Genomic DNA, 25,215 nt, shown 5'->3' on the forward strand with positions numbered 1-25,215 from the left:
TATATCGTTTTATAGCAAAAACAATATACTTATTTTCAGTCTAATAAACAACTCTTGTTTTTTTCATTTCATAATGCACAACGGGTTTATTTAATAACTCTGTAACCAATGTATTAGAGAAAAAAGGCATCATCATTCATAAAACAATGGTAGGAAACTATATGACTTCTATTGATATGGCAGGTGCATCAATATCTCTTTTACGACTAGATCAAGAGTTATTAGATTTATTAGACGCTCCTGTATCTACTCCAGCCTTAAACTGGGGCAATCAAATGTCGAATTATGAAAAGTCATGTGTAGATGCTATTGAAGGACTCTCCAAAGTCTTGGGCAACGCACTACCTAAAAACAAAGATACCATTCAAAAAAACGCTCCCTCGTTGGAAGAAGAAAAAAATAAAGAGACACTCTATCAAGTGGAGGGAACACCAGTCATCAATAATATCATTAACACACCTGGTATGGTGAAACTTATAGACAAAATGGCTGATATTATTATCGCTCATGAGGTAGATTTTTGTGAGGCCGATAGAAATGGAGATGGAGATTTTGGTATGAGTATAGCAAAGGGATTTAAACAATTAAAAAAAGATTGGGATACCAGAAAAAAAGGAAATATAGGAGAATTTTTAATGAGCTGCTCTGAAATAATTATGGAGTATTGCGGAGGGGCTTCTGGACCTCTTTGGGGCAATGCTTTTAGATATGCAGGAAAAGCCTCTATTGGCAAACAAGAAATAGGCGTTAGCGAACTGGCTGAATTATTACAAGCGGCAGTCATTGGCATACAAGAAACAGGTGAGAGATCTTTTGGAAGAGGAGCAAAAGTGGGAGATAAGACATTGATAGATGCCTTAGTTCCTGCGGCTGATAGCCTAAAAGATTCTGCAGAAAAAAACATAGATTTAATAACTGCCATGAAACTTTCTGCCGATGCCGCAAAAGAAGGTGCTGAAAAAACAAAAGGTTTTGCAGCAAATCTAGGAAGAGCAGGAACCGTGGGAGATAGAAGTATTGGCTATCCAGATGCAGGGGCTTATGGCATTGGGATTATTTTTTCAGAATTATATGAATTTGCTAAAGATTTTAAGTAAAAACTCCTGCAGGCTACATTTCCCTATTTATGGTGGTAAAGATGCCGTGAGAGATGTTATAAAAAGGTATTGAAAATTCAAAGAAATTCTCAAAAAGACGATACATATTTAATATAAAAAACATTCAGCCCTGCTTATAATGTATATTTCTAAGTAGGGTTGAATTTAGAATTAATTGGCGTTCTGTTTAGCATTTTTCTTCTTATTCCTCCCCCACCAAACTAGAAAACCTGTAATTGGTAAAGAAGCACAAACAAGACTAACAACAAAAGCCAATATCTTACTCCAGATACCAAATATAGCTCCTACATGAATATCATAATTGGCAGCAATGGCTTTCTCTCCCAAGTTTTTATCGTTATGACGATGCACTTTTAGTAGCTCTCCTGAATTTTCATCAAAAATTACTGAGTGATTTTTATGGTAAGAATATGAAAGTTCTTTCACAAAAACCGAAAAATTTTCATGCTCATGGTCGTCCATGTGTTCGTGTCCGAAATCTAAACTATAACCATACGCATTAGGAAATAACATCTCCACTTGCTGTGCTATTTTATCCAAAGTCTTCTCGTTTCTCATTTCTTTAGGGGCTTGAGTAGCATACTGAGAAAAATCTGGTGGCTCTATATCTCCTCCTGAAAAAATGAAATAAACAACGGTTTGCACAATGAAAAATGAGTAAAACACACCCGTAACTGCAATAATGAAAGCCACCAAAGAGGAATAAAATCCTAAAATAGAGTGTAAATCATAGTTTTTTCTTCGCCACGATTTTATGTTTTTCCACTGGAACCAAATGCGTTGCTTTCTTGCTTTTTTATTTTTTGGCCACCAGAGTATAATCCCTGAAATCAACATAAAAATAAATACCAAAATAGGAATCCCCACCACATAAGTTCCCCAATCTGATTTTAAAAGAAAACTCCAATGGATAAATTTAACGATATTAAAGAAACTGTATTTCTCATCGTAAACCTTTAAAACCTCTCCCGTAAACGGATTAACATAAGCCGTTTTATAGACTACCAACTCATCAAAATAATGCCAAGCCTTCGGATTTTTTTCATAATAGTTGAACTTATACGACTTGGTCTTGTCTAATGGTATTTCTGCCCAATGGATAGGGTAAGGTTCTTTGGTTTGTTCGTTTACCCTCTGTTCTAATACAGACAAAGAAAGCGTGGTTTTGTGTTCAATGTCTTTCTCGTTATGATAAATAACTTCTTTTCTTAGCAAGTTCTCTATTTCATCTTTAAATACATAAATAGCCCCAGTGATGGATACAATAAATACAACCATCCCAACCGATAATCCCAGCCACAAATGCAGTTTCCCTATAATTTTTTTGAAGGTGTTTTTAGATGCTTTTTTCATTCTTAAAGTTTAAAAAGGAAAAGCTAACGATAATAACCTCGCTAACCTTTCCCAAAAAGGATATTGATATGAAAAACTATTTTTTAAAATTTATAACTCAGAGATAGCCTATAGTTTCTAGGAGCTTCCGCCTGATAATAATAGTAACCTCCCCAACCATAATAAGCTCCACTATACAAATACTCATCAGATATATTAAAGGCATTGAGTGTAATTTTTACATTTTTATTTCCCCAGAAAATACCTGCGTCCCATTTACGATAATCTCCTAATTGAGCCTCTCCTTGATTATCCGACCAGCTCCAAGTGGTTCTACCTCCCATAAAAGTAAACCCTAACGATGCTCCAAAACCTCGTAAAACACCATCTTGAAATGCATAATTTAACCAAGTATTAAAGGTATGTTTAGCATATCCTGCTACTTTATCTCCTACTTTTAGGCTAGGTACATTAGATTGGGTTACTTCATTATCCGTCCAGGCATAGTTGATAATGGTATTCATTCCCTTAAAGAGCTCCCCTTTAACATCAAACTCTAATCCTTTGGCAACGCCCTGCCCTTTAACGATAGAAAATCTTTCTGAAGGAGTGTTATTAGGGTCTGATACCAACTCATTATTTTTGGTAATCTTGTAAATAGAAAGTGTAGAATTCCACTTACCACCAAACCAATCTTTTTTTATCCCTAATTCTATATTTTCACCTGTTATAGGCTCCACTTTACCACCGTTGCGAAGCACTCCCGATTGTGGTAAGAACGACTGGTCGTACAATCCGTATAAAGTCATATTTTCTAATACCGTAGCACTAATCCCAATTCTTGGCGTAAACCTTTGTGCATTTTGCTCTACCCCGTACTGATTTTGCTTTATATCAGTATATCGTCCTGCAAAAGTCAGCCTCAATTTATCTTCCAATAGTCCCACTTCATCTTGAAAATATAGTGCAGAATAGGTTTCTCCCAATTTACTTCCTATTTGGGCTAAAGATTTAGAATGGTCATATACAGGATTGTTAATATCGAAAGGCTTAGTGGCATCGTCTAAATTTCCACCCTGACTCCAATCTGCCATATATTTTTTATCTGCCATATCCAAACCTGTCAGAATTTTATGCGTTACATTACCTGTTTGAACCGTTCCATTAAGGAATACTTGTGCAAACTTCATCTCATTCAATCCCTTCCAAAAGGTAAGTCTCCTCACCACTTTATCATCATCAGTTACAGCAGAAGACCAAATACTACTCCCCATTTGGTCATCTCTCATATAGGAAACTTGGGAAGTTAATTTCCAATTGTCCGACAGTTGACTTTGGAGATTGATATTCAAATAATGTTCATCTATTCTTGTAGGGTCAATCCCTGGATCTGTTAATGTTTTCTCTCTGTCATACTTAGCAAAACCTTTTTTAGAAAAGACATAAGCAGAACCTACTTCGGACATTTTGCCCTTTTGAAAAATATACTCCGCCGTAAGGGATGTTTTATCAGAAAGCAAATAGGTTATAGAAGGATTGATAACATAACGATTGTTAAACTCATGAGGTCTAAAAGAACCTCTATTCTGTGCCATTGTATTCACTCTCACGGCTAGTTTATCCGAAAGTTTAGCATTTACATCTGCGTTTGCCCTATACAGATTAAAACTCCCAGTAGTCAGCGTAAATTGCCCCTTAGGATTATCCGAGAACATAGGCTTTTTGGTTACTATATTATAAATACCGCTTGGCTCACCGTTAGAAATCATAAATCCCGCAGGACCTTTCATAAATTCTATCCTGTCCACATAACTCATATCCTCCGCTAAAGGTCCTCAATTAGAAGTTACATTAACCCCATTGATAAACGCTGCTGCTCTAGCCCCTCTCATATTAACTCTAGCATACATATCACCCCAATGTTCTAGCCTCATCGCTCCGCTAATATTTCTCAAAACGCCATCACTTATACCCAACACTTGCTGGTCTGCCAAAGCATCTGAAGTAATTACTTGGATATTTTGCGGAATATCTAACAGCGGAGTATCTAATCTTAGCGAACCTGATACATCTTTGGCTGTGTAGTTTTTATAGTATTTGCTTTTAATAACTACGCCCTCTATACCTTTTTCTCTTATAGAATCTTTTTTCTGAACTTGAGCATTAGCAAGAACACCTCCCACTAGTGAAATGCTTATAATAATTTTTTTCATTGCTAAAAATTTCGGCAAATATAATTATTTAGAATAAATAAAAATATATAATTTTTATCACATAAAATTTTCTTTCATAGAAATTTACCTATTATTGCGTGTCGTATCTTAAACTATATCTATGAAATTATATTTAGCCTCACAATCTCCAAGAAGGAAGGAACTTTTAAGTCAACTAGGTTTTAACTTTGAGGTCGTTTCTATAAATTGTGATGAAATCTATCCAAAAGATTTAGAAATAGACAAAGTAACTGGTTACCTTTCGGAACTAAAAGCTAATACATTCCGTCCTCTTTCCGAAGGAGAGGTTTTATTAACCGCAGATACCATCGTTACTTTTGATAATAAAGTTTTAGGGAAACCTAAAAATGAAACCGAAGCAAAAGAAATGCTCAAAAGCCTTTCTGGTAATAGTCATGATGTTTATACTTCGGTTTGCATCAAAACTCCTACAGAGTCTTTAACTCTAACCGATAGAGCTACAGTATACTTTTCTCACCTGACCGATGAAGAAATTTCCTACTATATAGAAAACTATAAACCCTACGACAAAGCTGGAGCTTACGGCATACAAGAGTGGCTAGGTATGGCTAAAATAGAAAGGCTAGAAGGCAGTTTTTATACTATTATGGGGCTACCTACTCACTTGGTTTATCAACAATTAAGTGCTTTAAAACACTCTCCTTCTGTTAAAAAGTAGTATTTTTACACAAATTTTCTCAAAGCCTAACAATAAAAGAGGCTTTATGCAGTTAAAACATCAAATGAAAAAGTACAGCTATTTTTTAATTATATTGGCACTTGCCGTTGCATGTTCTCCTAGAAAGAATACTTTTGTTAATAGGAATTATCAAAACTTTTATGCCTATTACAACACCCTATTTAACAGTAAAGATGCTCTAGAAAATGAGCTAAATGCACGTAAAAACAAACATCAGGAGAATTTCTACCAACCTTACATTAAATTGCTCACTTTTGATAATGACCACGAAGTAGAAATTGAAAAAGGCACATCAGACACTCAAAGCGCCCCATTTGCGGCAGGAGCTTCCTCTATATCTTATGGCTCCCCTAATAGTAAAAAAGGAATGTCTGTTCTTGAAATATCAGAAGCTAAAGCATTAAAAACTATAGAACAACACTCTATGCTTTTCGATGGGAAAGAAAAAAATAAAAGAATATTTGAGGCTCAACTTATGCTTGCAAAGGCAAGAATGTACCAAGAGAAATATCTGGAAGCCTTAGATGCTCTTAATTATATTTTTTCTCATATGAAAGAGGACAAAAGATTGCCTCTCGCTAAAATATACGAAGCCAAGATTTTCTCTTTAATGAAAGACCATTACAAAGCCAACGAAATTTTTATGGCTTTAAAAGAGGAAAAGCTAAGCAAAAGTAATAAGAAATTACTAAGCCTTTTCTATGCAGAAAGTTTGCTTCAATCAGGGCAAAAAGAAGCTGCCGTAGAAGAATTAACCCAAGCCTATACTCTAAATAAAAATAGAAACCTAAGAAGTCGTATCGCCTTTTTAAGAGGACAAATTTTATCTAAATTAGGACGCTACGAAGAAGCTAGAGAAAGCTTTGTAACCGCTTATCAAAAAGCGAATAATTTTGAATTTGAAGTAAAATCTCAAATAGAAATAGCCAAAACTTTCAACAATTCTAAAAAAGAAGACTACGAAGGTTTGAAAACTTATTTAGAAAAGATATCCAAAAAAGGGACTTACGCTTCTAGAAAAAACGAGTTCTACTATGCATTAGGGCTTATGGCAATGAAAGCAGGGGAAGAGGAAGAAGCTAATAAGTTCTTCCAAAAGTCGTTGAAAGAAAAAGTTTCCGATGGACAAATACGAGGGCTTACCTACTATGAAATCGGAAAGAAATATTTAGAAAAAGAAGATTATCTAAGTGCTGGCGTTTATTACGACAGTGCAGTTACCCAAATGACTTATGCTCCTCAAAAAGAAGAATTAAAAACGCTTTCTACTGATATTAAAAAAATATCTAAAAACTACTACCTCATCAAAAAGAACGATAGCATCTTGGCTCTTACCAAAATGAATGAGCAACAGAGACTTGCTTACTTTAACCAACAAATAGAAAAACTAAAGGCTAAGGAAGCTAAAGAGGAAACTGAAAAACTAAAAGCCTCTAAAGAAAAAGAGTTTAAAGTAGCTGATTTTGCTTTGGACAATACCTTTGGTACAAATAGCACGAGAGGATTTGCTGATTTTGGTACTTCGTCTAAGGGATTTTATTTTGATAATAGCACCACTATTTCTAAAGGACAAGCCAACTTTAAACAAGTTTGGGGAGCAAGAGCTCTCGCTGATAATTGGCGTTACTCATCAAAAACCACTTCTATAGAAGACCTCAAAAACGAAGCACTTGGTAAAACCGAAGTTAAAAACCCAAGAAGGTTTGAACCAGATTTTTACATAGAGAAAATTCCTACCAACGCCCAAGACATCGCTCAACTTAAGCAAGATAGAGATACAGCATCGCTAGGATTAGGTATGATGTACGAAAATATTTTTTCTAACACTAAACTTGCCACTAAAACATTATTTGACCTAGTAAACGCTCAGCCAAAAGAAGACATAAAACTTCAGGCATTGTATCAAATATTTTCTATTAACTACGAAAAAAATCCGCAAGAGGCAGAGAAAGCCAAAAACATTATTATTAGTGAGTTCCCTTACACTCATTATGCGGAATTTGTAAAAAATCCTAAGCGTGGAGGTTTAGGTGTAGCTTCGTCGGAAGTAGAGAGCATCTATAAACAAGCCTACCAACTCTACACAGAAGAAAAATATGAGGACAGCAAAGCTCTTATAGAAAAAACAATAGAAGCCTATCCCAAAGATGCTCTAGTACCGAAGTTATCTTTGCTTAATGCATTTAATACAGGGAAAACAGTGGGAAAAGAAATCATGATTTTACAACTACAACAGATTGCTCTAAACTACGAAAAACTCCCCGAAGGCGAAAAAGCAAAACAAATGCTAGCTTATCTTAGTAGTGATTTAAAAACACCAACCGACGAACAAGGCAAGACAGCGCAGCCTAGTGTGAGTGTAGTGGTAACCGACGAAACAGCGGAAGACCAAGGAGAGGAAGCCCCTAACCTCAATCTAGCCCCATCTACCACACCACCCAAAATTAACCTCAACGAACTTAGAAAACAAAAATTACAAAAAGAAACTATCAAAGCTAATCCAAAATAGGGAGTTTACTTTGCTTTTCGTTTTACGCCTTGAAAATCTTTTAAATAAAAAGGTTCAAAGTAGGCAACATCTTCCCATTCTTTGTTCATAGCCTTTTCTAAGGATTTCTTGATAAGGTATTCTGCCGAAGGGTAAACCTCTGCCTTGTAAGAAGCATTGGGTAAGTTTAAAATCGTTTGTGCTTTGGCCGCCCCATCTCCTACGAAAAGAATTTTGTGGTCTTTATAATCTTCAAACGAAAACTCATCTAGGATTTTGGCTTCCGTTTCCGAAACTACTGCCCCTGTTTTGCCATCAAATACCGAAGTATAAACTTCCATTCTTCTAGCATCAACCATAGGGATTATAAAATCAAACCCTTGATCTATAAAAGGTTCTACCATAGTTTCTAAAGAGTTTACAGCAATCAAAGGAATTTTAAGCCCATAGCAAAAACCCTTAGCCGAAGCCGCCCCTATCCTTAGCCCCGTGTAAGACCCCGGTCCCATACCTAACGACACAGCTTGTATGTCTTTTAACGTAAGCTCTGCTCCCTCCAAAGCCCACTCTACAAAAGTGTGCAGACTCTCGCTCTGCTTATAGTTTTCGGATACTTCTTCACATAGGCAAAGCAGCTCTGCTCCTTTAGAGATAGCCACAGAACAATTTTTAGAAGAGGTCTCAAGGTGTAAAATAACCATCTGTAATTTTATTTTCTCCACAAAGGTAAGGAATTACAAGTACATTAATAAAAATCAATCTAAATCTATCCTATATATACTAAGCAATTTTTAAGACTTTCATCTATACATTTATCATTTATTGGTCTTGCATTATTAGCTTTAGCTTTCAACTCTTCTACAAAGAAAGAAGTTTCAAAAAACTGACGATGAATCCCCTTCAGCAAACTCATAAAATAATCTCTCCCCACTTTATTATTATGCAAATCCATTGCTTTTTCTAGTGGCTGGTTAGGGAAGAGTTCTTCGTGCAGATTGGTAAAAGTTTCACAAAATGCCAAAGCCTTCTGTGGAGAAGACACTTTACAACAATACATTAGTACTAAACAGTTCCAAAAGGCGTGGCGAAAGGCATTCCCTTTACCATTAGTACCTGCGGTGGTAGGATATTTCCTTTGGGCAATTCTGTATGCCTTTAAACTCGCATAGACAGCCAAAACAAAAAATAGCGGTTGCCTTATAAATAATCCCAAAACCTGTACTATTTTTGGGAAAGATAATTGCCTAAAAGCACTTAAAAACAACAAAGGAGTTTTCATAATACATTTAAATATTAAAAAATAAACCTCGTTAATTTCTAAAAGTTAACGAGGTTTAACCCGTTGTGCATTATGAAATGAAAAAAACAAGAGTTGTTTATTAGACTGAAAATCAGTATATTGTTTTTGCTATAAAACGATATAAATGAACAACTTAGAGCAAATATATGAAAGAATTTTGGAAGTTTTAGGACTTTTTTCAGAAAATCAACTGATTAGTTATCAGAGAAGAACACCTAAAATGAGCGATTTAGAAGTCATAAGTCTTAATATTACTGCTGAATACTTGAGTATTGATAGCGAATTACAGTTCTTTAGAAAATTGCCAAACTCTCTGATAAACAAAATTGAAAGAAGTGTTTACAATAAGCGAAAACGAAGACTATCCCTACAAACAGAGCAAATTAGACAGCGTATTTCGATGGAGTTCAATGAGTTTGAAGATATTTTTATCGTTGATAGCATGCCAATGAAAGTTTGTGAAAACGCTCGTTCTACTCGTTCAAAAATTTGTAAAGAGCAATCCTATTCTTCACCAACATATGGTTATTGTGCTTCACAGAAATTATATTTCTATGGCTATAAACTACACGCAGTATGTTCTTTAAATGGTGTGATTAAGAATTTTGATATAAGCCCTGCATCCGTTCACGACATCCACTATTTAAAAGATATTGGTGAGCAAATGCGAAACTGTACTTTAATTGGAGATAGAGGCTATTTATCAGCAAAAGTTCAAATAGATTTATTTAACTAACTCGTTGTGCATTTTAAATAATACTGATTTTTAGATGATTTAATTTTCTTTGGAAGATAAATTTATTGATATATTGAATAACCGTTGCGGCGGTTATTTTACTGATTATCCTTGTTTTAAAGCCTTCAAAAGTTTTAGCATTGTTTCTTTTAATCATAAATTGGTCGCAAAGTTGAGAGAAAAATGTCTCAATTCGTTTTCGCTTTTTCTTGTACAATGAAAATTGAGGAATATAATCTTTCTGATTACTTCTCATTGGTGTATCTAATTTAATATTAGCATAGTTAAATAAATCTATTTGAACTTTTGCTGATAAATAGCCTCTATCTCCAATTAAAGTACAGTTTCGCATTTGCTCACCAATATCTTTTAAATAGTGGATGTCGTGAACGGATGCAGGGCTTATATCAAAATTCTTAATCAACACCATTTAAAGAACATACTGCGTGTAGTTTATAGCCATAGAAATATAATTTCTGTGAAGCACAATAACCATATGTTGGTGAAGAATAGGATTGCTCTTTACAAATTTTTGAACGAGTAGAACGAGCGTTTTCACAAACTTTCATTGGCATGCTATCAACGATAAAAATATCTTCAAACTCATTGAACTCCATCGAAATACGTTGTCTAATTTGCTCTGTTTGTAGGGATAGTCTTCGTTTTCGCTTATTGTAAACACTTCTTTCAATTTTGTTTATCAGAGAGTTTGGCAATTTTCTAAATAACTGTAATTCGCTATCAATACTCAAGTATTCAGCAGTAATATTAAGACTTATGACTTCTAAATCGCTCATTTTAGGTGTTCTTCTCTGATAACTAATCAGTTGATTTTCTGAAAAAAGTCCTAAAACTTCCAAAATTCTTTCATATATTTGCTCTATGTTGTTCATTTATATCGTTTTATAGCAAAAACAATATACTGATTTTCAGTCTAATAAACAACTCTTGTTTTTTTCATTTCATAATGCACAACGGGTTTAACTATGCTAATATTAAATTAGATACACCAATGAGAAGTAATCAGAAAGATTATATTCCTCAATTTTCATTGTACAAGAAAAAGCGAAAACGAATTGAGACATTTTTCTCTCAACTTTGCGACCAATTTATGATTAAAAGAAACTATGCTAAAACTTTTGAAGGCTTTAAAACAAGGATAATCAGTAAAATAACCGCCGCAACGGTTATTCAATATATCAATAAATTTATCTTCCAAAGAAAATTAAATCATCTAAAAATCAGTATTATTTAAAATGCACAACGAGTTTAAAGCCGTGTTTCTCTAGAATAGTCTTAGCTTCTTTGGAGCGTCTTCCAGAACGACAGAAAAGTACAATATTCTGCGAAGAATTTAGCTTATCTAAACTCGTTGTGCATTTTAAATAATACTGATTTTTAGATGATTTAATTTTCTTTGGAAGATAAATTTATTGATATATTGAATAACCGTTGCGGCGGTTATTTTACTGATTATCCTTGTTTTAAAGCCTTCAAAAGTTTTAGCATTGTTTCTTTTAATCATAAATTGGTCGCAAAGTTGAGAGAAAAATGTCTCAATTCGTTTTCGCTTTTTCTTGTACAATGAAAATTGAGGAATATAATCTTTCTGATTACTTCTCATTGGTGTATCTAATTTAATATTAGCATAGTTAAATAAATCTATTTGAACTTTTGCTGATAAATAGCCTCTATCTCCAATTAAAGTACAGTTTCGCATTTGCTCACCAATATCTTTTAAATAGTGGATGTCGTGAACGGATGCAGGGCTTATATCAAAATTCTTAATCACACCATTTAAAGAACATACTGCGTGTAGTTTATAGCCATAGAAATATAATTTCTGTGAAGCACAATAACCATATGTTGGTGAAGAATAGGATTGCTCTTTACAAATTTTTGAACGAGTAGAACGAACGTTTTCACAAACTTTCATTGGCATGCTATCAACGATAAAAATATCTTCAAACTCATTGAACTCCATCGAAATACGCTGTCTAATTTGCTCTGTTTGTAGGGATAGTCTTCGTTTTCGCTTATTGTAAACACTTCTTTCAATTTTGTTTATCAGAGAGTTTGGCAATTTTCTAAATAACTGTAATTCGCTATCAATACTCAAGTATTCAGCAGTAATATTAAGACTTATGACTTCTAAATCGCTCATTTTAGGTGTTCTTCTCTGATAACTAATCAGTTGATTTTCTGAAAAAAGTCCTAAAACTTCCAAAATTCTTTCATATATTTGCTCTAAGTTGTTCATTTATACCGTTTTATAGCAAAAACAATATACTGATTTTCAGTCTAATAAACAACTCTTGTTTTTTTCATTTCATAATGCACAACGGGTGAGGTTTATCAAAAATATAAACTCTAATTCTATTTATTCATTAGGAGATTCACGGTTTTAGAAACTAGTACTTTTGCTTCTTTTCTGTTTACTATGAAATCTACAAATCCCTTTTCCTTTAAAAACTCTGAAGTTTGGAATCCTTCTGGCAAATCTCTTCCTATGGTTTCTTTAATAACTCTCGGTCCAGCAAAGCCGATTAGAGCTCCTGGTTCAGCCATGATTACATCTGCCGTCATCGCAAACGAAGCTGTAATTCCACCAAAAGTAGGGTCGGTAAGATAGGCAATGTAAGGCAATCCCGCTTCCGAAAGGTGTACCAGCTTAGCTTGTACCTTCGCCATTTGCATTAGAGAGTGTGCTGCTTCTTGCATTCTTGCACCTCCCGACTGACAAATAAGCACATACGGAAGTTTATTTTTAATAGCGTAATCTATCGCTCTAGTAATTTTCTCCCCCATTACAGAACCTAAAGACCCTCCAATAAAAGCGAAATCCATACAAGAAACCACCATCTCCGTACCGTTTACTTTACCCACTGCATTTCGGATAGAATCGGTAAGTTTAGTCTTAGCTTTAGCTTCCTTAAGACGGTCGGTATAAGGTTTAGTATCTTTAAATTTAAGGATATCCACACTTTCTACCTTAGCGTCTAACTCCTTAAATTTACCCTCATCAAAAAGAATATCATAATACTCTTTACTTCCTATCCTTACATGGAAACCATCCTCTGGAGATACAAACTGATTGGCCTTAAGCTCATCATATTCTATAATTTTCCCTGTAGGTGTTTTGTGCCAAAACCCTTTAGGAATGTCTTTTTTCTCCTCTGTAGAAGTCGTAATATTTTTAGCCTTTCTTCTGAACCAATCAAATGCCATAAGCGTTTTGTTTAAATTAAGTTTGATTTCATAACACCGTGTAGGAGTGTTTAATCATATCATTTACATTCCTACACGGTAAAATTAATGTTGCAAAAATACAAGATTTTTTTATTTCAATGTATTAACATTGTTTAAATCTTCAAATGCTTGTTCTAGACGACTTCTGAAAGTTTCTTCTCCTTTTCTTAGCCAAACTCTAGGATCGTAGAATTTCTTGTTAGGAACATCGTCTCCCTCAGGGTTTCCTATTTGAGTTCTTAGATACTCTACTTTATTTAACATATAATCTCTAATACCTTCGGTGTAAGCGAACTGAAGGTCAGTATCAATATTCATTTTGATAACACCATAGTCTATAGCCTCTCTTATTTCTTCTAAAGAAGACCCAGACCCTCCGTGGAATACAAAGTTAATTGGCTTTTCTACTGTACCAAATTTCTCTTGTACATATTTTTGTGAGTTTAATAAAATCTCTGGGGTTAATTTCACATTACCTGGCTTATACACACCGTGTACGTTACCAAATGCTGCTGCGATAGTGAATTTATCAGAAATTTGCTTTAAGATTTCGTAAGTATAAGCCACATCTTCTGGCTGAGTGTATAGCTTAGAGTTATCTACATCGGTATTATCTACCCCATCTTCTTCTCCTCCTGTAACGCCTATTTCTACCTCTAGCGTCATATCCATTTTAGCCATTCTTTCGAAATACTTAGCTGATATTTCTAAGTTTTCTTCCAATGTTTCTTCAGAAAGGTCTAACATATGAGAAGAGTAAAGCGACTTACCATTGGCTTTATAAAACGCCTCTCCAGCATCTAATAGACCATCTATCCAAGGTAATAATTTCTTAGCACAGTGGTCTGTATGAAGAATAACTGTAGCACCGTAAGCCTCTGCCAAAGTGTGGATATGCTTAGCACCTGCTACCGCTCCTAAGATAGCTGCTTTTTGTCCATCATTACTAAGACCTTTACCTGCGTTATATACTGCACCACCGTTAGAAAACTGAATGATTACGGGTGCATTAAGCTTAGCTGCTGTCTCCATAGTAGCGTTGATGTTACTAGAACCAATAACATTAACCGCTGGTAAAGCAAATTTATTTTCTTTAGCGTACTGAAAAATCTCGCTAACCATTGAACCTGTGGCAACTCCTGCCGGAAAAAGTTTACTCATAGTGTAATGTTTTTACTTTTAATTACTGATTTATTTTTAATTACTTTTCAACTTGTTAGTTTCTTTTATCTTTTCCCCATAATAGCTTCTGGCGAAGCGTTTCATAGAAATTGATGCTTTTCGTCATCATTAGTGATACTTCAAAATTGGCTTTCTTCACTATAATTTCATCATCTATACCTACATTATAAAGCCTAGAATCTAAAGAAAACAAAAACTCTGGCACTCTACTTTCTACCGTGAGTTTTATTTCTACATCATCTTTAAGAATAATAGGTCGCACATTGAGGTTATGCGGTGCAATAGGTGTAAGCACAAAATTATCTGCTCTCGGCGAGATAATAGGTCCACCACAACTCAAATTATAAGCGGTAGAACCTGTAGGTGTAGAAACCACTAAACCATCTCCCCAAAATACAGTAAGAAATTCATCATTGATATGTGTGTCTATCGTAATCATAGAGGTAGTTTCCTTCCTTGTGATACTCAAATCGTTTAGAGCATAAGGGAAATCTATCACGGTATCTTTAGTAGAAACTTCTATCACAGACCTTCTGCTGATTAGCATTTCTCCTTTTAGGATTTTATCTATATTGAGGAAAATCTCCTCTTTTGAGAAACAAGCTAGAAAGCCCAAACGCCCTGTATTTACACCAATCACTGGAATTTCTAAGTCTTGTATGAAGATAAGGGCATTAAGAATGGTACCATCACCACCAAAACTAAAAAACAAATCTACTCCTGCATTCTTCAGACTTTCCTTATCATTAAAAGTTCTAAAGTTTTTAGAAAAAGCCAAATCTATTGATAAACCTTCGTGCAACACAGACTCTACCCCTCGCTTCTCTAACTCCGAAATAAACTTACTCAAATAAAGAAATGTATCTAAATCTTTCTTTTGGGAGTAAATGGCCGCTTTCATAGATGATTTTCTAGATTAAACTAAATTTGACCCTCCAAAAATACAATTATTTTTTTAATGATTCCTATAAAAATAAGGCGTTTTGGTTACAGTTTAAACTTTTTATCTTATACTTGTAACAAAATTTAGATAATTACAACTTATTAGGTTAACAATTTATAAACTATATACCAATGATTAGAGTTCATTCATTATTCTTATTCCTGTTTTTCAGTGCCGTATTTTGGGCTCAAACCAGTATCTCTGGGAAAATCACCAATACAGAAGGGCAGCCCGTTCCTAGTGCAAGTGTTACCGTAGAAGAAATAGGAAAAAATGCCATTCTTACCTATGCCTTATCAGACAGCAAAGGGGTTTACAAAGTAACCATAAATTCCTCCATAGACAAGGTAAAGCTCACCGTAAAGGCGTTTAATCATCAAACCCAAGTTAAAGAAATTGCTAATAAAAGCCAAACGCTTAATTTCAGCCTTTCTCAACAAGCTACGGAAATAAAGGAGGTAAAACTAAAAACAAGAATGATTACCAAAAAAGGCGACACTATTTCTTACGATTTAAAAGCCTTTGAAAGTAAAAATGACCGTACTCTAGCCGATGTTCTAAAGAAAATACCAGGTATAGAAGTTAATAAAGATGGTACCGTACTCTACCAAGGTGAAGCCATCAATAAGTTTTATGTAAACGGTAAAGACCTTATGGAAGGTGGCTATGGAACTATAAACAACGCTCTCCCAAAAGACGCTGTACAAAAGGTAGAAGTAATGGAAAACCATCAACCTGTAAAGATTCTACAAGATAAAATACCTTCGGAGAAAGCCGCCATCAACATCAAACTTAAAAATAAAGTTACCATGACTGGTAGAGGCGAGGTAGGCGTTGGGACTTCCCCTTTATTATGGAATACCAAACTTACACCTATGTTTTTTGGGCAAAAGAACCAATGGGTAGTTAATTACAAAGCCAACAACACAGGCGAGAGTGTAGAAAAAGAAGGAAGAATACTCTCTTTTGGTAACCGTTGGGAAGGCGTAAGACGCAATGTAGACCAAGAAAGCTGGATTGGCGTAGAGACCGCTGCGATCCCTAATGTTCCTGAAAGACGCTACCTCTTTAACAATGTGCATTTCTTCTCCGCTAACCTACTTACCAACCCTTTCAAAAACAAAGAATGGGAGCTAAAGGCTAACGCCAGCTACACGAATAACGCCGTAGAAAGAGAAGATTTACAAGAGGTAACCTATGGCACCGAAACTTTTAGTGCTAGAAGACTTAACCACTTTTATACCAATCAAGCGAAAGGAGAGCTCATCTTCACTAAAAATGCCAAGAAAGGATTTTTTAAGAATGTAACTACTTGGAACAGCTTCTGGAGCGATAACAATGCTGACGTCAGCAAAAATGAAATCACGGGAAGCAGATCTGCTATGCAGAATATTTATGCCCCTACCAACTCATTCCAAAACTCTTTAAGTTCTATTATTCCAGTAGGTGAAAAGTTGGTGAATGTGATGTCTTTCATTAGTGTTAAAAATGATAGACAAACATTAGAATCTAGCCCTAGCAGCTACTCTCAAAAACTTTTCAATAGCCAAAATTATCAAAGGCTACAACAAAACCTAAACATCAAAAGTACCGAAATCAACCACAGTGCTTCCGTAGGATTTAGTGCAGGAAAATGGACTTTAACCCCAGAGGTAGGTTTAGACATCAATTTCAACCAAATGGAGTCGGAGCTTTATGGCATCAATGGCAGTACACTATTCCCTTACAATATCAATTACCAAAACAATATGCAGTGGAACGAGCTAAGACCTTCCACCAAACTTTCGGCAAACTATAAAGGCGAACGCTTAAATATTTACCTTAATGCTCCTGTGAATTTCTATGGCATTTCTTACAAAGATTTCCTAAGAAATGGTAGAAATAGAGAGATTAACAAGACGGTGTTTGAACCTAGCTTCTTTATGAACTATGATTTTGCTTCGTTTTGGAAGATTAGAGGTTACGGAAGCCTTAATTACAGCTTCGGAAATTTTGGGTCTATCTACGAAGGAATTATGATGAACACCCCCGACTTCTTTGTAAACAGAGCTCCACAATCTAATGTAATGCCCGAAAATCTTTCTAAAAGCATCGGTTCTACATTAGAGTATAGAAACCCACTTAACAACTTGTTTTTCAACCTAAGATACAGCTATGGTACTCTTAAAAGAAATCTCATTACTTCTGTAACTAGAAATGCAGCTTCATTTATTTCTGAAGTCAAGGAGTTTGACAATACCGCTACCTCTCAGTCACAAAGTGCAGAGATAGGAAAGTATTTCCCTAAGTTCAAATCTAACCTATCTTTCAGCTTTAGAAATAGTGATTCTGAGAATATTTCAATGCTTAACAGCAACCTCATTTATAACAAAAATAACAGCCAATCTTTAGGAGCTAAGTTTAATAACACATTCTTCTCTTGGCTTAGTGTAGATTACAACATCTCTATGGGCTGGAACAAAAACCAAAATGCACAGACCAATACTACTTATAAGTTTTCTAATTGGTCGCATAATCTAGCTGCCTATATCTATCCTATGGACAACCACACCATAGGTCTAGTTTGGGACGACAACACCTATAAAACATTGGGCGAAAGCGCCTTTAGAAACAGTTTCTACGACCTCTCTTACCAATACACTTGGGCTAAAAAGAAGATAGATTTTGAGCTAAAATGGCTTAACATTACCAACAACAAATTTTACGAAACAGTTACCATAAGTACTCAAGACAACAGTATCCGTAGAAGTTTAGTTTATATAAGACCAAGCCAAGTAATGTTTACTGTAAAGTTTAATTTTAAATAAACATATTTACTCTCTCTTAGACAAAGAATACTACCCTACTTTTGGGGTAGTATTTTTTTATTTTTAACATAAATCATATCCAAAAACTTGCATACTTCTATAAAAGGTAATAAGTTTGCTTTAGTTTTATGACACACGATACCAACCACATACAAACAAATGTAAAAAAACACCCGAATTATTTGGCTGTTCCAAATAATTTCGTAAACACACACAGACACAGACAGACACAGACAGATAGTTTCGTGTATATGCGTCCTATTATCTAGAAAATTCTTTAGACTTTTATCGTTAATTATAAATACAAATCCACCAACTTTCGTTGGCGGATTTTTGCGTTTACACCATTCTAATTTTAGCTTTCATAAATACATGCTAAAAGCACCATTGTTTTGTCTCATAACATGGTCGTTCTTGTTGGGTGCTTTTAGTGTTCAGAAAGGGAGTTTTCACTTTCTTTCTGTTTTAGCCTTTCCTCTCGTTTTGTGTGTGTTTAGAAGGGGGAAGGCGTTTTTTAAGGTTAGAGGTGAGATATGAGGGATTAGAACTTAGTACAGCCTCATCAAAACCTCCAACCTCTAAAACCCAATATCTAACATCTATAATCTTAAGCAATTAAATATCAACTTTTAAAATTAAACATTATGACAACAAAGATTACAAAATTAAGTGTGTTAGCCTTTTTAGGTTTAGGCTTAGTAGCTTACGGACAAAGCGGGAAAGTAGGGGTTAATATCTCCTCACCTAGAGCCACTTTAGATGTTCAGCCTAATGCAACCAACGGTCAAGATAACGCCAAGACCAACGAGGGGATTTTAGCTCCCAAATTAAGTAAAACCCGTGTGGCAAGCATTGAAACACCTGTAGAGGGCACCTTAGTCTATGTAATAGATGATGCTGATAAAACCAACGGTACTATAGGTGCTTATAAAGGTACTGACCCTAGGGTGGCTAAAATTACTGAGAAAGGCTACTATTACTATGATGGTACAGAGTGGGTAAAGAGCACTGCTGGAGCAAAGGAGCAAGAATGGGTGTATAATGGTACCGATGCTATTTATGCAAAAAGAGCGAAGAGCAATAATCATTCTTTTGAAATTTTTGACAATGGTAAAACCTATATTAGCCAAGGGAATGTCAATTGGAATGATATCATAGTCGGTGATGGAACTAATTTGATAAGAAAGGATCCAAGAGGAGAAAAGGCGAATATTATTATTCAAAATAACTCGTTGTGCATTTTAAATAATACTGATTTTTAGATGATTTAATTTTCTTTGGAAGATAAATTTATTGATATATTGAATAACCGTTGCGGCGGTTATTTTACTGATTATCCTTGTTTTAAAGCCTTCAAAAGTTTTAGCATTGTTTCTTTTAATCATAAATTGGTCGCAAAGTTGAGAGAAAAATGTCTCAATTCGTTTTCGCTTTTTCTTGTACAATGAAAATTGAGGAATATAATCTTTCTGATTACTTCTCATTGGTGTATCTAATTTAATATTAGCATAGTTAAATAAATCTATTTGAACTTTTGCTGATAAATAGCCTCTATCTCCAATTAAAGTACAGTTTCGCATTTGCTCACCAATATCTTTTAAATAGTGGATGTCGTGAACGGATGCAGGGCTTATATCAAAATTCTTAATCACACCATTTAAAGAACATACTGCGTGTAGTTTATAGCCATAGAAATATAATTTCTGTGAAGCACAATAACCATATGTTGGTGAAGAATAGGATTGCTCTTTACAAATTTTTGAACGAGTAGAACGAGCGTTTTCACAAACTTTCATTGGCATGCTATCAACGATAAAAATATCTTCAAACTCATTGAACTCCATCGAAATACGCTGTCTAATTTGCTCTGTTTGTAGGGATAGTCTTCGTTTTCGCTTATTGTAAACACTTCTTTCAATTTTGTTTATCAGAGAGTTTGGCAATTTTCTAAATAACTGTAATTCGCTATCAATACTCAAGTATTCAGCAGTAATATTAAGACTTATGACTTCTAAATCGCTCATTTTAGGTGTTCTTCTCTGATAACTAATCAGTTGATTTTCTGAAAAAAGTCCTAAAACTTCCAAAATTCTTTCATATATTTGCTCTATGTTGTTCATTTATATCGTTTTATAGCAAAAACAATATACTTATTTTCAGTCTAATAAACAACTCTTGTTTTTTTCATTTCATAATGCACAACGGGTTATTTAAAATTAATTTACTTATTCATAGACATCAAGAATTCCTCATTACTTTGAGTACCCTTCATTTGTTTCTGAACAAACTCCATTGCTTCTACAGGATTCATATCAGAAAGGTATTTTCTCAAAATCCACATGCGTTGTTGGGTAATTTCATCGTGAAGAAGGTCATCTCTTCTAGTACTAGACGCCGTAATATCTACCGCTGGGAAAATTCTCTTATTTGCTATTTTTCTATCTAGAACCAGTTCCATATTACCTGTCCCTTTAAACTCTTCAAAAATCACCTCATCCATTTTAGACCCCGTATCTATAAGAGCCGTTGCAATAATGGTAAGCGAACCTCCACCTTCTATCTTTCTTGCTGCCCCAAAAAATCTTTTAGGTCTATGTAAAGCGTTGGCATCTACCCCACCAGAAAGTATCTTACCAGAAGCAGGTGTTACTGTGTTGTAAGCCCTAGCTAAACGCGTGATAGAGTCTAACAAAATCACCACATCGTGCCCACATTCTACCATTCTTTGAGCTTTAGAAAGCACTAGATTAGCTACCTTAACATGCTTTTCAGCAGACTCGTCAAAAGTAGAAGCTATTACCTCCGCATTTACACTTCTTTGCATATCGGTAACCTCCTCTGGACGCTCGTCTATCAGCAAAATCATCATATAAGCCTCTGGGTGATTGGCCGATATAGAGTTAGCTATATCCTTAAGAAGCATGGTTTTACCAGTTTTAGGCTGAGCAACAATCATAGCTCTTTGCCCTTTACCTATCGGAGCAAACAAATCTACCACTCTAGTAGAAATAGTAGCATTAGCCCCTGTTAAATTGAATTTCTCTTGAGGAAATAACGGAGTTAAATGTTCAAAAGACACACGGTCCTTAATGAAACTAAGGTCTCTACCATTAACCTCTAATGGCTTTTGTAAAGAGAAATATTTTTCTCCTTCTTTAGGAAGTCTTACTGTGCCTTTCACAGTATCTCCCGTTTTTAGTCCATAATTTCTAATCTGATTAGTAGAAACATAAACATCGTCTGGAGAAGAAATATAATTAAAATCTGCAGAACGCAAGAAACCATAGTTATCAGGCAGAATTTCAAGCACTCCTTCTATAGTGATTAAATTATCAAAATTAAAGGACTTTTCAGTTTCCTGCTCGTTCTTTTCTTTGTGATTGGCGTTAGGCTGTGATTGATTTTTGTGTTTCTTAGATTGTTGTTGTGAGTGAGGTTTATCTTCTTTAGCCTCTATCTCCACTGGAGTATCGGTCTCCTTAGCATTCTCAGATATTGATATTTGCTCCGTTTTTTTCTTCACTCGCTTTCTTTGAGTCTTTCTCTGAGAATTAGCTTCTTGTTGCTCCTCTTTAGTATTCTCTGCAGAAACTTCTTCAACTTGTGAAATTTCAGCGTCTTTCGTTTCTACCTCCTTAACTGCATTATCTGCTTTTGGAGTCCTTTTTCCTCTCCTATTTGTTGTTTTCTCTACCGCTTGAGAATCTTCTTGAGTTTGATGATTCTCTTTCTTTTCATTAACTATCTCTGTAGAGTTATAATAGTCTTTAGTTTGTTGTGGATTAGAGGCTTGAAAATCTAAAATAGCATAGACTTTGTCTTTCATTGTAGCCCCTCTACCTGTTTTAATGCCTAAATCTTTAGCAATCTTCGTAAGTTCAGCCGAAGATTTAGCCTCAAGAGTTTCTATATCAAACATAATTGAATTATATTTCTGTAATATTTAAAAATGTGGATTATTTAATCTAAAAAGTGTAACTCTACCCAAGAGCTGAGTAAAAGTTTATACTGAATCTGTACTGCAAATCTACATTATTTTTGACAAATACAAAAAATTATTCCTATTTTTGCACTACAATTTAAAACTATACAACTAAACCGATGCTTCAAAGAATACAAACTATTTGGATGTTTTTGGCTACTATGGGAGCTGTATTTCTTTTTATGTCATCTCAAGATGTAGAAGTTATAACTATGGGAAATCTGCCTATTCTATTAGGTTGCGGATTATTGGTAATACTTCTATCTCTTAGTATTTTCAGTTTTAAAAATAGAAAAAGACAAATCATGCTGAACCGCATCAGCATTTTTATAAACGCTTTGTTGATAGGTGTATTGATTTACTGGTTACTAAACTTACCTGGAGGAATAGATTTTCCTGAGAAAGGTATTGAGCCGCTGTTTGCGTTTATTTCTATTGTATGTTTGCTAATCGCAAATGTGTATATAGCGAGAGACGAAAGGCTTGTAAAATCTGTAGACAGACTTCGATAAACTTCACAACGATTTTTATTTTGAGTGAAAAAGCTCCCAAATTAATTGGGAGCTTTTTTTATGGAGGATAAACAATCGTAATAAAGCCCCAAAAGTTCATCTATAGTTATGGTATACCCAATATCTATATTGTCAGAGATGTTCTGCTCGTACGAGCAGAACATCTCTGCTAGATAAGGTAGGAGCTCTCTACTCGGTAAAGCAGAGCGTGCGTGATAATAGCACCCCATTGACCTTATTTGTAGAAATGTTTGTTTTTCATTTTATTTGATAGGGGACTACCTTATACCAAACTTAAAATAGTTCACTCGTACGAGTGAAGAGGCTTCCCCTTACCGAGGGAGGAGGCTTCGCATTAGGCAGTGAAGCACCTTCCCCTTATAAAGGGAATAGCCTCCACTATAACTTTTTTAGATGTTCTCTATTTTAAAGGTATTACACATGAATGAACGCCCCCATATACCTCTACTCAAACCCTTGATAAAGACTTTGACAAATGTTTTATCATAAGTTCTATCTTTTTAGAGTTGCATTCTTACTAGAGCAGATAGAGAGCGGGGTTGCGAGTTATTAGCGATACACTATCCCTTAGTATTTTCAGTTTTAAAAATAGAAAAAGACAAATCATGCTGAGCCGCATCAGCATTTTTATAAACGCTTTGTTGATAGGTGTATTGATTTACTGATTACTAAACCTACCCTAGAGAAATAGATTTTCTAGAGAAAGGTATTTGAGACGCTGTTTGTAGTTTATTTCTATTACATGTTTGCTAATCGCAAATGTGTATATAACGAGAGACGAAAGGCTTGTAAAATCTGTAGACAGACTTCGATAAACTCACAACGATTTTTTTATTTTGAGTGAAAAAAGCGCCCAATTAATTGGGCGCTTTTTATTTAACACACATATTTACTAAACTTCCACTTAACCAATAGATTAATTACGTTTTAACGCAAATAAATAATTCTCATTATGTGGTATATTGTTTTGGTCACTTAATGATGCTGATACGGTAGGAATATCTGCAAAAGTACCATTGATTTTTTCAAAAGATATTTGAACATAATAGGTTTTAGCTGTTGTACTCGTATTGTTAACTATCCATATTCCATTTGCCATACTATAATTGGTGTTGGGCAGTATATTAGTAGATATAGATTTTGGTCCTCCCGACATAGCTGCTCCTTGAAAATCTGTCCTTTGGTTCGTTTTTGTTTCTGATATTCTTGCCTTTACCCATACTGTTTGATTAGTAAATACAGCGTTCTTCATTCCCAGTAAATAGCCACAATAAATCATCCATTGCCCTGGAGGTAATGTGATAGAATACCCAGTATACCTAAAGTAATACTGTCCTACAGCAGGATTCTGTTCAATGTAATATAAATTTTTCCCTTCCATTATATCCGTATACTCAAAAGGATTCGCGTAAATAATATCTACACCACTTGGTATGGTAGGGTTAGTTCTGCTTACAACCCCTAAAGTCCCATCAGGTTTTGCTACTACAGCTTTAGTATACTCACTTTCCAGCGATGTAGCATCTGTCATTTGGCTGATTTTAGCATTACCACTTACCTCTAACTTTTGTGATGGGCTTTGAGTCCCTATCCCTATATTTCCTGTTCCTGTAAACATGAGGTTGTTAGTTCCCATATTAACCGTTCTTGCCCCTGTAAGTGTACCATTAGTATTATAAATATTAACTCGTTGTGCATTTTAAATAATACTGATTTTTAGATGATTTAATTTTCTTTGGAAGATAAATTTATTGATATATTGAATAACCGTTGCGGCGGTTATTTTACTGATTATCCTTGTTTTAAAGCCTTCAAAAGTTTTAGCATAGTTTCTTTTAATCATAAATTGGTCGCAAAGTTGAGAGAAAAATGTCTCAATTCGTTTTCGCTTTTTCTTGTACAATGAAAATTGAGGAATATAATCTTTCTGATTACTTCTCATTGGTGTATCTAATTTAATATTAGCATAGTTAAATAAATCTATTTGAACTTTTGCTGATAAATAGCCTCTATCTCCAATTAAAGTACAGTTTCGCATTTGCTCACCAATATCTTTTAAATAGTGGATGTCGTGAACGGATGCAGGGCTTATATCAAAATTCTTAATCACACCATTTAAAGAACATACTGCGTGTAGTTTATAGCCATAGAAATATAATTTCTGTGAAGCACAATAACCATATGTTGGTGAAGAATAGGATTGCTCTTTACAAATTTTTGAACGAGTAGAACGAGCGTTTTCACAAACTTTCATTGGCATGCTATCAACGATAAAAATATCTTCAAACTCATTGAACTCCATCGAAATACGCTGTCTAATTTGCTCTGTTTGTAGGGATAGTCTTCGTTTTCGCTTATTGTAAACACTTCTTTCAATTTTGTTTATCAGAGAGTTTGGCAATTTTCTAAATAACTGTAATTCGCTATCAATACTCAAGTATTCAGCAGTAATATTAAGACTTATGACTTCTAAATCGCTCATTTTAGGTGTTCTTCTCTGATAACTAATCAGTTGATTTTCTGAAAAAAGTCCTAAAACTTCCAAAATTCTTTCATATATTTGCTCTAAGTTGTTCATTTATATCGTTTTATAGCAAAAACAATATACTGA

Annotated in this window: 20 protein-coding genes and 4 pseudogenes; 9 read left to right on the top strand and 15 right to left on the bottom strand. The window is 34.7% G+C overall.

Annotated features, from left to right (window positions below):
- Window positions 1-146: 146 nt before the first annotated feature.
- Window positions 147-1,097, top strand: a complete 951-nt coding sequence (locus tag VIX88_RS06615; protein ID WP_064971101.1) for a DAK2 domain-containing protein — start codon at window positions 147-149, stop codon at window positions 1,095-1,097.
- Between the two features lie 171 nt (window positions 1,098-1,268).
- On the opposite strand, the gene VIX88_RS06620 is transcribed toward VIX88_RS06615, so the two are convergent.
- From VIX88_RS06620 to VIX88_RS06630, 3 genes are all read right to left on the bottom strand, one after another.
- Window positions 1,269-2,471, bottom strand: a complete 1,203-nt coding sequence (locus VIX88_RS06620; protein WP_064971100.1) for a PepSY-associated TM helix domain-containing protein — start codon at window positions 2,469-2,471, stop codon at window positions 1,269-1,271.
- Window positions 2,472-2,554: 83 nt separating this feature from the next.
- Window positions 2,555-4,267: a TonB-dependent siderophore receptor gene (locus VIX88_RS06625; RefSeq protein ID WP_214193693.1), complete on the bottom strand. Its 1,713-nt coding sequence runs from the start codon at window positions 4,265-4,267 to the stop codon at window positions 2,555-2,557.
- 18 nt (window positions 4,268-4,285) lie between these two features.
- Complete coding sequence (locus tag VIX88_RS06630; protein WP_081276934.1) at window positions 4,286-4,663, bottom strand: TonB-dependent receptor plug domain-containing protein; 378 nt, start codon at window positions 4,661-4,663, stop codon at window positions 4,286-4,288.
- Between the two features lie 121 nt (window positions 4,664-4,784).
- Here VIX88_RS06630 and VIX88_RS06635 point away from each other — a divergent pair, with 121 nt between their 5' ends.
- Window positions 4,785-5,363: a Maf family protein gene (locus tag VIX88_RS06635; protein WP_214193695.1), complete on the top strand. Its 579-nt coding sequence runs from the start codon at window positions 4,785-4,787 to the stop codon at window positions 5,361-5,363.
- A 64-nt stretch (window positions 5,364-5,427) separates the two neighbouring features.
- A complete protein-coding gene (locus VIX88_RS06640) occupies window positions 5,428-7,893 on the top strand; it encodes a tetratricopeptide repeat protein (RefSeq protein WP_064971102.1) in 2,466 nt (821 codons plus the stop codon).
- A gap of 5 nt (window positions 7,894-7,898) precedes the next feature.
- On the opposite strand, the gene tsaB is transcribed toward VIX88_RS06640, so the two are convergent.
- A complete protein-coding gene (gene tsaB, locus VIX88_RS06645; protein ID WP_064971098.1) occupies window positions 7,899-8,573 on the bottom strand; it encodes a tRNA (adenosine(37)-N6)-threonylcarbamoyltransferase complex dimerization subunit type 1 TsaB in 675 nt (224 codons plus the stop codon).
- A gap of 65 nt (window positions 8,574-8,638) precedes the next feature.
- Entirely contained in the window at window positions 8,639-9,151 is a 513-nt protein-coding gene (locus VIX88_RS06650) for a DUF6973 domain-containing protein (protein WP_064971097.1), read from the bottom strand.
- A 145-nt stretch (window positions 9,152-9,296) separates the two neighbouring features.
- Between VIX88_RS06650 and VIX88_RS06655 the strand changes: the two are divergent.
- Window positions 9,297-9,905, top strand: a pseudogene (locus VIX88_RS06655) (IS982-like element ISRa1 family transposase); the annotation flags it as partial.
- Between the two features lie 16 nt (window positions 9,906-9,921).
- On the opposite strand, the pseudogene VIX88_RS06660 reads toward VIX88_RS06655, so the two are convergent.
- Window positions 9,922-10,801 (bottom strand): annotated as a pseudogene (locus VIX88_RS06660) (IS982-like element ISRa1 family transposase).
- An 86-nt stretch (window positions 10,802-10,887) separates the two neighbouring features.
- Between VIX88_RS06660 and VIX88_RS06665 the strand changes: the two are divergent.
- A pseudogene (locus tag VIX88_RS06665) lies at window positions 10,888-11,163 on the top strand (transposase); the annotation flags it as partial.
- Here the strand turns inward: VIX88_RS06665 and VIX88_RS06670 are convergent.
- The 5 genes from VIX88_RS06670 to VIX88_RS06690 all read right to left on the bottom strand — a co-directional run bounded on the left by VIX88_RS06670 (window position 11,156) and on the right by VIX88_RS06690 (window position 15,240).
- On the bottom strand, window positions 11,156-11,338 hold the full coding sequence (locus VIX88_RS06670; protein WP_324711524.1) for a rhodanese-like domain-containing protein: 183 nt from the start codon (window positions 11,336-11,338) through the stop codon (window positions 11,156-11,158). The pseudogene VIX88_RS06665 and the gene VIX88_RS06670 sit on opposite strands and share 8 nt — an antisense overlap.
- Entirely contained in the window at window positions 11,290-12,168 is an 879-nt protein-coding gene (locus VIX88_RS06675; RefSeq protein ID WP_154212500.1) for an IS982-like element ISRa1 family transposase, read from the bottom strand. The genes VIX88_RS06670 and VIX88_RS06675 overlap by 49 nt, the downstream gene beginning before the upstream one ends.
- A gap of 116 nt (window positions 12,169-12,284) precedes the next feature.
- Window positions 12,285-13,136, bottom strand: coding sequence for an acetyl-CoA carboxylase, carboxyltransferase subunit beta (gene accD / locus VIX88_RS06680; protein WP_064971211.1), 852 nt, complete (start codon window positions 13,134-13,136; stop codon window positions 12,285-12,287).
- 111 nt (window positions 13,137-13,247) lie between these two features.
- Window positions 13,248-14,318 (bottom strand): class II fructose-bisphosphate aldolase, encoded by a 1,071-nt coding sequence (gene fbaA, locus VIX88_RS06685; protein ID WP_064971212.1) that lies wholly within the window; start codon window positions 14,316-14,318, stop codon window positions 13,248-13,250.
- Between the two features lie 55 nt (window positions 14,319-14,373).
- Window positions 14,374-15,240, bottom strand: coding sequence for an NAD kinase (locus VIX88_RS06690; RefSeq protein WP_004917271.1), 867 nt, complete (start codon window positions 15,238-15,240; stop codon window positions 14,374-14,376).
- 173 nt (window positions 15,241-15,413) lie between these two features.
- Here VIX88_RS06690 and VIX88_RS06695 point away from each other — a divergent pair, with 173 nt between their 5' ends.
- Window positions 15,414-18,089 (top strand): carboxypeptidase regulatory-like domain-containing protein, encoded by a 2,676-nt coding sequence (locus tag VIX88_RS06695; protein ID WP_064971213.1) that lies wholly within the window; start codon window positions 15,414-15,416, stop codon window positions 18,087-18,089.
- A gap of 644 nt (window positions 18,090-18,733) precedes the next feature.
- The gene (locus VIX88_RS06700) at window positions 18,734-19,351 is read left to right on the top strand and encodes a hypothetical protein (protein ID WP_064971214.1); all 618 of its coding nucleotides are present in this window, start codon (window positions 18,734-18,736) and stop codon (window positions 19,349-19,351) included.
- Here the strand turns inward: VIX88_RS06700 and VIX88_RS06705 are convergent.
- Entirely contained in the window at window positions 19,331-20,209 is an 879-nt protein-coding gene (locus tag VIX88_RS06705) for an IS982-like element ISRa1 family transposase (protein ID WP_127919812.1), read from the bottom strand. The two genes, VIX88_RS06700 and VIX88_RS06705, sit on opposite strands and share 21 nt — an antisense overlap.
- A 101-nt stretch (window positions 20,210-20,310) precedes the next feature.
- Entirely contained in the window at window positions 20,311-22,008 is a 1,698-nt protein-coding gene (gene rho, locus VIX88_RS06710) for a transcription termination factor Rho (RefSeq protein WP_064971297.1), read from the bottom strand.
- A gap of 182 nt (window positions 22,009-22,190) precedes the next feature.
- Between rho and VIX88_RS06715 the strand changes: the two genes are divergently transcribed.
- Both VIX88_RS06715 and VIX88_RS06720 read left to right on the top strand, forming a co-directional pair.
- On the top strand, window positions 22,191-22,583 hold the full coding sequence (locus tag VIX88_RS06715) for a DUF4293 family protein (protein ID WP_064971296.1): 393 nt from the start codon (window positions 22,191-22,193) through the stop codon (window positions 22,581-22,583).
- Window positions 22,584-23,164: 581 nt separating this feature from the next.
- A pseudogene (locus tag VIX88_RS06720) lies at window positions 23,165-23,419 on the top strand (DUF4293 family protein); the annotation flags it as partial.
- Window positions 23,420-23,520: 101 nt separating this feature from the next.
- Here VIX88_RS06720 and VIX88_RS06725 read toward each other — a convergent pair.
- Both VIX88_RS06725 and VIX88_RS06730 read right to left on the bottom strand, forming a co-directional pair.
- Window positions 23,521-24,240 carry a hypothetical protein gene (locus VIX88_RS06725; protein WP_064971295.1) on the bottom strand — a complete coding sequence of 240 codons (720 nt, stop codon included), beginning with the start codon at window positions 24,238-24,240 and terminating at the stop codon, window positions 23,521-23,523.
- 63 nt (window positions 24,241-24,303) lie between these two features.
- Entirely contained in the window at window positions 24,304-25,182 is an 879-nt protein-coding gene (locus tag VIX88_RS06730; protein WP_004918508.1) for an IS982-like element ISRa1 family transposase, read from the bottom strand.
- Between the last annotated feature and the right edge of the window lie 33 nt (window positions 25,183-25,215).

It is taken from the genome of Riemerella anatipestifer, from assembly GCF_035666175.1.
GTDB classification, from domain to species: Bacteria; Bacteroidota; Bacteroidia; order Flavobacteriales; family Weeksellaceae; genus Riemerella; species Riemerella anatipestifer_D.